This window comes from Thermotoga sp., from assembly GCF_021162145.1.
In the GTDB taxonomy this organism is placed as follows: Bacteria; Thermotogota; Thermotogae; order Thermotogales; family Thermotogaceae; genus Thermotoga.
The window spans coordinates 1-6340 of the sequence record NZ_JAGGZH010000094.1 but is presented as its reverse complement, the minus strand read 5'-3'; the positions used below and the strand labels follow the sequence as shown (position 1 = coordinate 6340).

The following is a 6340-nucleotide window of genomic DNA, read 5'->3' as shown; positions in this document are numbered from 1 at the left end:
GTGTAATGTCGTACTCCTTTGCGATGTCTAAGAGCTCATCGAAATGTTCGTAGAACGGGTTTTCCCTGTTGTTCTTTATCATCCAGCCGGCGATGATCGCTCCTCCCCTGCTCACGATCTTCAAGATTCTCCCTGAGTTCTTCACCCTCTCCAGCACTTTCCTCGTCACACCCACGTGTATCGTCATGAAGTCGATGCCGTCTTCCGCGTGTGCGATCACCATGTCGAAGAAGTCCTTTTCAGAGAAATCCACCACGTTTTTCTTCATTTGATAGCTCTTCACAGCAGAATCGTAGATGGGAACAGATCCAACGGGAACAGGAGACATCTCCACGATCGCCCTTCTGATCTCCCTCAGATCCCCCCAAGTGGAGAGGACCATGAGGGAGTCTGCTCCGTACTCTATCGCTACTCTGGCCTTCTCTTTCTCTTCTTCGATCGAAGAAAAGCCTTGAGATGTTCCGATGTTCGCGTTCACTTTCACGGTGAAATCCTCTCCCACGATCATGGGTTTCTCTATCCTGTGAAGCCTGTTCTTTGGAAGAACAGCCTTTCCCTCCGCTATTTTTTGCCGAACTTCTTCTACTTCCACACCTTCGTACTCAGCAACCTTCTTCATCTCTTCAGAGATGATACCTTTCCGTGCCATTTCCATCTGAGTCATGATCTCACCTCAGCTTTTCACTTATCAACCTTGCAACTTTCTGACCGGACAGAACCATGCCACCGAAGATGGGACCCATCCTCGGTCCACCGTGCACGGCACACACTGCCATGCCAGAGACGAGAAGCCCAGGAAATATCTCACCGGTTTTTTCCACAACGAATCCTTCTGCTTCATCAGCGTCCATGGGGAATTCTGTCTTCATTTCGACAAAACCCCGCTTCGCAAGGAGTGACACGACGTTGGCAGGATGACCTGTTCCATCAACCACGAAGGAAGACTTTATCGTTATGGGATCAACATGCAGTCCCAGCCTCACCGTGGGTCCCCAGTTTACCACAACGCCACACACCCTTCCATCCTGAACGGCCACATCCTCCACAGAGACGTTGTTGAACACGGGTACTCCGTTCTTCGTCACTCTGTAGAGAAGAGCCGAAGCAAAGTGAACCGAGTCCGTCACGATGTGATCTTCCTTCATCACGTAGTCTATTTCGAGTTCCTTCAGGAAGCTTTCGAGTTCTTTTTCCAGGACAATCTCGTTGAACATCATTCCTCCACCCCAGATTCCACCACCTGGAACGTTTCTCTCTTCGAATACCGCCACTTTGAATCTCTTCTTCGACAATTCGTAAGCCGCCGTTAGCCCACTCGGACCAGCTCCGACGATTGCAACATCGAGTTCCAGACTGTTTCGGAGTTTTTCGAAATACTCATCGACGATCAATTTCGAGATCACCACATCTTTCATGAGAACACCCCCTTAAGAAAAATAAAATTCCTCCGCACGAAGGCGGAGGGTTTTCTTCTCGCCCTCCCCATTCCCTCCGCCGGCATTACCCGGATCAGGTTCTAGGGGTCGAGGACTTCCGTCCTCCTCTCAGCCCCGGAATAGGAGCTCCCCCTGGGGAAGGCTTTGCTTGTTTTTTCCTAACTGAATTTTATCTGATATAATTTAACTGGAGTTTTCATTTTTGAAAGATTTCAATGGAGGTGAAAAAATGGCCGATCAATATCATGAGCCGATTGAAGAACTCACAGGGAGGGACAGAGATTTCGTGAGAGCGTTGAACAGTCTCAAAGAAGAGATAGAAGCGGTTGCGTGGTATCATCAGAGGGTCGCAACCACAGAAGATGAGACCGTGAGAAAAATCCTTGAACACAACAGGAATGAAGAGATGGAACACGCCGCCATGCTTCTGGAATGGTTGAGAAGGAATATGCTGGGATGGGACAAGGCTCTGAGGACCTATCTTTTCACGGACAGGCCGGTCACTGAAATAGAAGAGGGAGAAACCGGTGGTTCGAAAAACGCAGAAGGAGATCTCGGCATAAGAAAGCTTTGAAAGAGGTGAAAATCATGGAATTTCTGAAAAGATCGTTTGCTCCATTAACACAGAAACAGTGGGAAGAGATAGAAAGGAGAGCAAAAGAAATTTTCTCAACGCAGCTTTATGGAAGAAAATTCGTGGATGTTGAAGGGCCTTGCGGCTGGGAGTACGCTGCCTATCCACTCGGGGAAGTTGAAGTGTTATCCGAAGAAGAGATAAAGTGGGGTCTGAGAAAATCCCTTCCACTCATCGAGTTGAGAGCAACTTTCACTCTCGGCCTGTGGGAACTCGACAACCTCGAAAGAGGAAAATCGAACGTGGATCTCTCCAATCTGGAAGAAACCGTGAGAAAGGTGGCAGAATTTGAAGATTCTGTCATCTTCAAAGGATGTGAAAAGTCTGGCGTGAAGGGACTTCTTTCCTTCAGAGAGGAAAGAAAGGTGAAGGCCGGAGAAAACCTAGGAGATTTCCTCGAGGCTCTTTACAAAGCCTCCTCGACTTTTTCAAAAGATGGGATAAGTGGTCCTTACACTCTTGTGATAAGCACCGATAGATGGTTATACCTTCTGAAGAAAAACTCCTCCCACTATCCTCTCGAAAGAAGGGTGACGGAGATACTGAACGGCCGGATTATAACCACCCCACGAATAGACAATGCTATCGTCGTTTCTGAGCGTGGGGGAGATTTCAAACTCGTTCTCGGTCAGGACCTCTCTGTAGGATACGAAGACAGAGAAAATGACAGTGTGAGACTCTTCATAACGGAGACGTTCACCTTCTATGTGGTCAATCCTGAAGCGATGGTGCACCTGGAATTCTAAATTCAAAGTTAGGTGGGGAAAATGCCCGACGTTCTGTTGGTGTATCCTCCTATGAAAGAAGTGGAGATAGCAGATCATCTTGGCTTACCCTACATCGCTGCTTATTTGAGAGAAAAAGGGATGAGTGTTCAAATAATAGACACCAAGATCGAAGGTTGGTCTCCAAAACAGGCCATTGAAGAGATCTCGAAAATGCCAACAAAAGTGATAGGCATCACTCTTCCTTTTCAAATATACGCTCTAGAGGTGTTGAACTTTATATCAGCTTTGAGGGAGAAAACCACCGCTCACATATCCGTGGGTGGCATTTTTCCCACTTTCGCTTATCGTGAAATATTGGAAAGATACCCGTGCATAGACTCCGTGGTTCTTGGCGAGGGGGAAGTAACTTTTTACGATCTGGCGAAGTCTATTCTTGAAAATAAAAATTGGAAGGAAATTCATGGGATTGCTTACAGGGAAAGTGAAGGAATACAAAACACTCCATTCCGACCTCTGGTGAAAGACCTGAACGGTCTACCGTTTCCAGCACGAGACAATCTCCCAAGAATATACGAAAAAACAAAAGTGGCATCGGTAATAAGTTCTCGGGGATGTTACGCCTCCTGCTCTTTCTGTAGCGTTGTTCCGTTCTACGAAAAATTTGGTCCAAGGATTCGTTTGAGAGACCCTGAGAACGTAGTGGATGAACTGGAGATGCTGGTGAAAGAATACAAAGTGGAAAATGTGATTTTCTGCGATGCAAATTTCACGGTTTCAAAAGAGAGAGCTGCAAAGATAGCAACTGAGATAATCAGAAGAAAGTTAAAACTCAGATACGCGATAGAAAGCAGAGTCACGGAAGTGGATGAAAAATTGTTCAAACTGCTGAAGGAAAGCGGCTTAAGAAGAGTTTTCCTTGGTTTAGAATCGGGATCTCAATCCATGCTGAACAGATTCAGAAAAGATGTCACAGTGGAGCAAAATTTGAGAGCTTTAGAAATTCTTTCCAAACTTGATCTGTATGTTTCTCCAGGCTTTATCATGTTCGATGACCGTACAAGTCTTGAAGAGTTGCAAGAGAATGTAAGATTTCTGAGAACTATTCGTCAGATCACAGGAAAAAAGATTCGTCCAGTTGATATCACAACGAAACTCCTACCCCTCTCTGGAACGGAATTTGAAAGGTACCTCAAGGAAAAAGGCAAATACAGAGGAGATGTGTTCAGTTTCAACTACAAGATCGAGGATCCCTCGGTACGTTTTATCTACTACTTTCTGAAGTTCTTCGGAACCATCATTTCCTACTTGAAAAAACTCTTCCCAGGGGAAGATTGGGACAAAAAGTGGTTGAAAAGTTAAACCACCACGATGTTTCCTCTTGTCCATATTCCTGTCACTTTTCCAACGCTTCCCACCACTCCTAGTACCTGCTCGTTCTTCTTTACTTCTCTTAAAAAGCAAGGAAAGTCTTCTGGCCATCTTACCCTTTCGTCGAACCTTCTGAGTAAATCTTCTGCTATCTCCTCGGTTTTTGCCACTACAACACACTCTCTACCGTCCTCGAAGCTTTCCAAAATGAGGAAAGCAGGAGTCAAAGCCGGGTCTATCCTGATCGTCAGATCTCTCGAGTAATGAAGCGTGAGAGGCTTGGAAAGTTTTAAAAATACCTTCCCGTCTCGTTCCAGAATGAATTCATCCAAGATATCCATCAGATGTTCTCCTATCTTTTGAACACTTCCTGCTGAGAAATCGAGATTCGGCAATTCTCCTGTATACTCTCTGTTCAGCATCAGAGAGCAGCCTCCGAAATCGTATCTCTTGAACCGTGACGTTCCCAAAATAGGTCCTCCAATCTGAACCCTCATCTTTTCACCTCCTTCTGAAAAACAAAAGGGGCCGACCATCTGGCCGGCCCCTCGATTTCCTGCACAGCGGTCACGCGAAAACCTCCGGTCCGTTGAGGGGCCGGCCCTTCTGTGTAGTGCACATTATCATATCGCTGAGAACTCCCTGCTCAAAGAGAACAAAACAACTCATCTTCTCACCTCTCAAGGGTACGATACCACCATTTTGTTAAAATCATGTTGCTTCTTTCATTAAATTCAGAATATCACTCTCGTCGGCTTCGAACACACCTATCGCCCAGTCAGAGACACCACCCACCCATATCACTTTCCCCTTGTAAACAACTAGACCACAACCGAATATCACCCTGATTCTGTCGCCGTACTCTTCGATCACACCCTTTGGTGAGAGAACATAGTTTGTTGTTCCGAGAAGCTTTCCTTTGTCGTCTACAAGAGCCAAACCGTTCTTATAGGTGAGATCTTTGAGGACCGCGTGCCATCCTACCAAGTACCCCTTCTTTATCTTAATGGCGTTCGTTGACCATCCGACTTTCGTTTCCCATTCTTCGGGGAAGAAAACCGGATCCAGACTGTAGAGATCTATCGAATCTCCTTCTATTCTTCCACGCCAGCAGACTTTGGTGTCTCCCACTGTTATCCTGGTCAGTATCACGTTCGATTTCACAAAAGAACTGTCCTTCATCGAAACGGGGATGAAATCACCAAACGTACTCCTTATGGAAACGTATTTCTTCTCCAAAAGATTCAGATCCTCGTCCAGAACGGCATAAGCAAGAAAATCCGTATGCGGTTTGCCCTCCTGCGACCAGTCTCTGTAGCCCTTTGCTGTGTACAGCATCTCGAATCGAGAGTTTCTGAAGAAAACCCTCGGATCCTCACAGCCGAGGAACTCTTGAATGTCCCGCGGCCAGAAAATGATCTCCATCTCTATAGGTCTTTTCACTTCTCCGTTCAGCAGGTCATCGATGTCCACTACAAAGTGACCGATCGACGACACGTACTTGTAGTAGTCGAAAATCACTCTCGGAAAGATGTGCAGTGTTTTATCAACGAGCACTGCCCCAGGATTAAAGACTGCCACGGGTTGTCTTGGATAGTTCGTGAGGACGAAATCCTTGGGAAAGAAGTAAGTCACCCTCCTGAAAACATCGATCGTTTCGTTCCTTCTCAGTGATTTTCTGTGGAAGAGAAGCTTTTTCAGAATCTCTTCTGCCATACTCCACTCCCCCATACGTGAAGGGGCTTTCGCCCCTTCACACGAGTTGATCCAGTGTTCTTCCGGAGTAAAGTTCTCCTGCTATCCTCACCAGCTTGACACTCAATCCGGTCTGCTGATAGAGGGAGAAGAAAAGAATCTGTTCCATCTGTTGTTTGCTCATAACAGGAATTCCATCAGTGGATGCAGGATGCTGCACTGGATAACTTAGATAAACTGGATTGTAACCAACTCCGTTCACCCTCAAACTATCACCCCCTGTACTTTTTATCGGAAAAAAAAGGTAAACTTTTACCTGGATATATTCTCCAAAGCCATCTCTACCTCTTCGCAAACAGGCTCTTCCCTCGGCTCTTCTGACACCCGGGAGTAGACTGTGGTTCCTTCACCATCCATAACGAACACCGATCTCTTTGCCACCGTGTAACCCGGGATTCCGAGAAAATCTCTGTGTATCC

At 46.3% G+C, this 6340-nt stretch carries 8 protein-coding genes and 1 riboswitch; of the genes, 3 read left to right on the top strand and 5 right to left on the bottom strand.

The features are described 5' to 3' along the window. Together J7K79_RS05990 and J7K79_RS05985 are read right to left on the bottom strand one after the other, a co-directional pair. A partial coding sequence (locus J7K79_RS05990) for a phosphomethylpyrimidine synthase ThiC (protein WP_296906286.1) occupies positions 1-664 on the bottom strand: 664 nt, incomplete at its 3' end. A 4-nt stretch (positions 665-668) separates the two neighbouring features. Then, complete coding sequence (locus tag J7K79_RS05985) at positions 669-1415, bottom strand: sulfide-dependent adenosine diphosphate thiazole synthase (RefSeq protein WP_296906283.1); 747 nt, start codon at positions 1413-1415, stop codon at positions 669-671. Between the two features lie 53 nt (positions 1416-1468). After that, positions 1469-1579, bottom strand: a riboswitch (TPP riboswitch). An 86-nt stretch (positions 1580-1665) separates the two neighbouring features. Between J7K79_RS05985 and J7K79_RS05980 the strand changes: the two genes are divergently transcribed. The 3 genes from J7K79_RS05980 to J7K79_RS05970 are packed head-to-tail and all read left to right on the top strand — an operon-like array spanning position 1666 to position 4157. Further along, complete coding sequence (locus J7K79_RS05980) at positions 1666-2010, top strand: ferritin-like domain-containing protein (RefSeq protein ID WP_296906280.1); 345 nt, start codon at positions 1666-1668, stop codon at positions 2008-2010. Between the two features lie 14 nt (positions 2011-2024). After that, the gene (locus J7K79_RS05975) at positions 2025-2816 is read left to right on the top strand and encodes a family 1 encapsulin nanocompartment shell protein (RefSeq protein ID WP_296906277.1); all 792 of its coding nucleotides are present in this window, start codon (positions 2025-2027) and stop codon (positions 2814-2816) included. A 21-nt stretch (positions 2817-2837) separates the two neighbouring features. Further along, complete coding sequence (locus J7K79_RS05970) at positions 2838-4157, top strand: radical SAM protein (protein ID WP_296906276.1); 1320 nt, start codon at positions 2838-2840, stop codon at positions 4155-4157. Here the strand turns inward: J7K79_RS05970 and J7K79_RS05965 are convergent. The 3 genes from J7K79_RS05965 to J7K79_RS05955 form a co-directional block, all read right to left on the bottom strand. Beyond that, complete coding sequence (locus tag J7K79_RS05965) at positions 4154-4663, bottom strand: hypothetical protein (protein WP_296906274.1); 510 nt, start codon at positions 4661-4663, stop codon at positions 4154-4156. The genes J7K79_RS05970 and J7K79_RS05965 overlap by 4 nt on opposite strands. A 214-nt stretch (positions 4664-4877) precedes the next feature. Further along, positions 4878-5882 (bottom strand): glycosidase, encoded by a 1005-nt coding sequence (locus J7K79_RS05960; RefSeq protein ID WP_296906272.1) that lies wholly within the window; start codon positions 5880-5882, stop codon positions 4878-4880. Between the two features lie 37 nt (positions 5883-5919). After that, positions 5920-6123 (bottom strand): hypothetical protein, encoded by a 204-nt coding sequence (locus tag J7K79_RS05955; RefSeq protein ID WP_296906291.1) that lies wholly within the window; start codon positions 6121-6123, stop codon positions 5920-5922. Positions 6124-6340: the final 217 nt, after the last annotated feature.

Bases quoted from the DNA above. Each gene is read 5' to 3' on its own strand.
- J7K79_RS05985 (WP_296906283.1), bottom strand. From the start codon at position 1,415: ATGAAAGATGTGGTGATCTCGAAATTGATCGTCGATGAGTATTTCGAA.
- J7K79_RS05980 (WP_296906280.1), top strand. From the start codon at position 1,666: ATGGCCGATCAATATCATGAGCCGATTGAAGAACTCACAGGGAGGGAC.
- J7K79_RS05975 (WP_296906277.1), top strand. From the start codon at position 2,025: ATGGAATTTCTGAAAAGATCGTTTGCTCCATTAACACAGAAACAGTGG.
- J7K79_RS05970 (WP_296906276.1), top strand. From the start codon at position 2,838: ATGCCCGACGTTCTGTTGGTGTATCCTCCTATGAAAGAAGTGGAGATA.
- J7K79_RS05965 (WP_296906274.1), bottom strand. From the start codon at position 4,663: ATGAGGGTTCAGATTGGAGGACCTATTTTGGGAACGTCACGGTTCAAG.
- J7K79_RS05960 (WP_296906272.1), bottom strand. From the start codon at position 5,882: ATGGCAGAAGAGATTCTGAAAAAGCTTCTCTTCCACAGAAAATCACTG.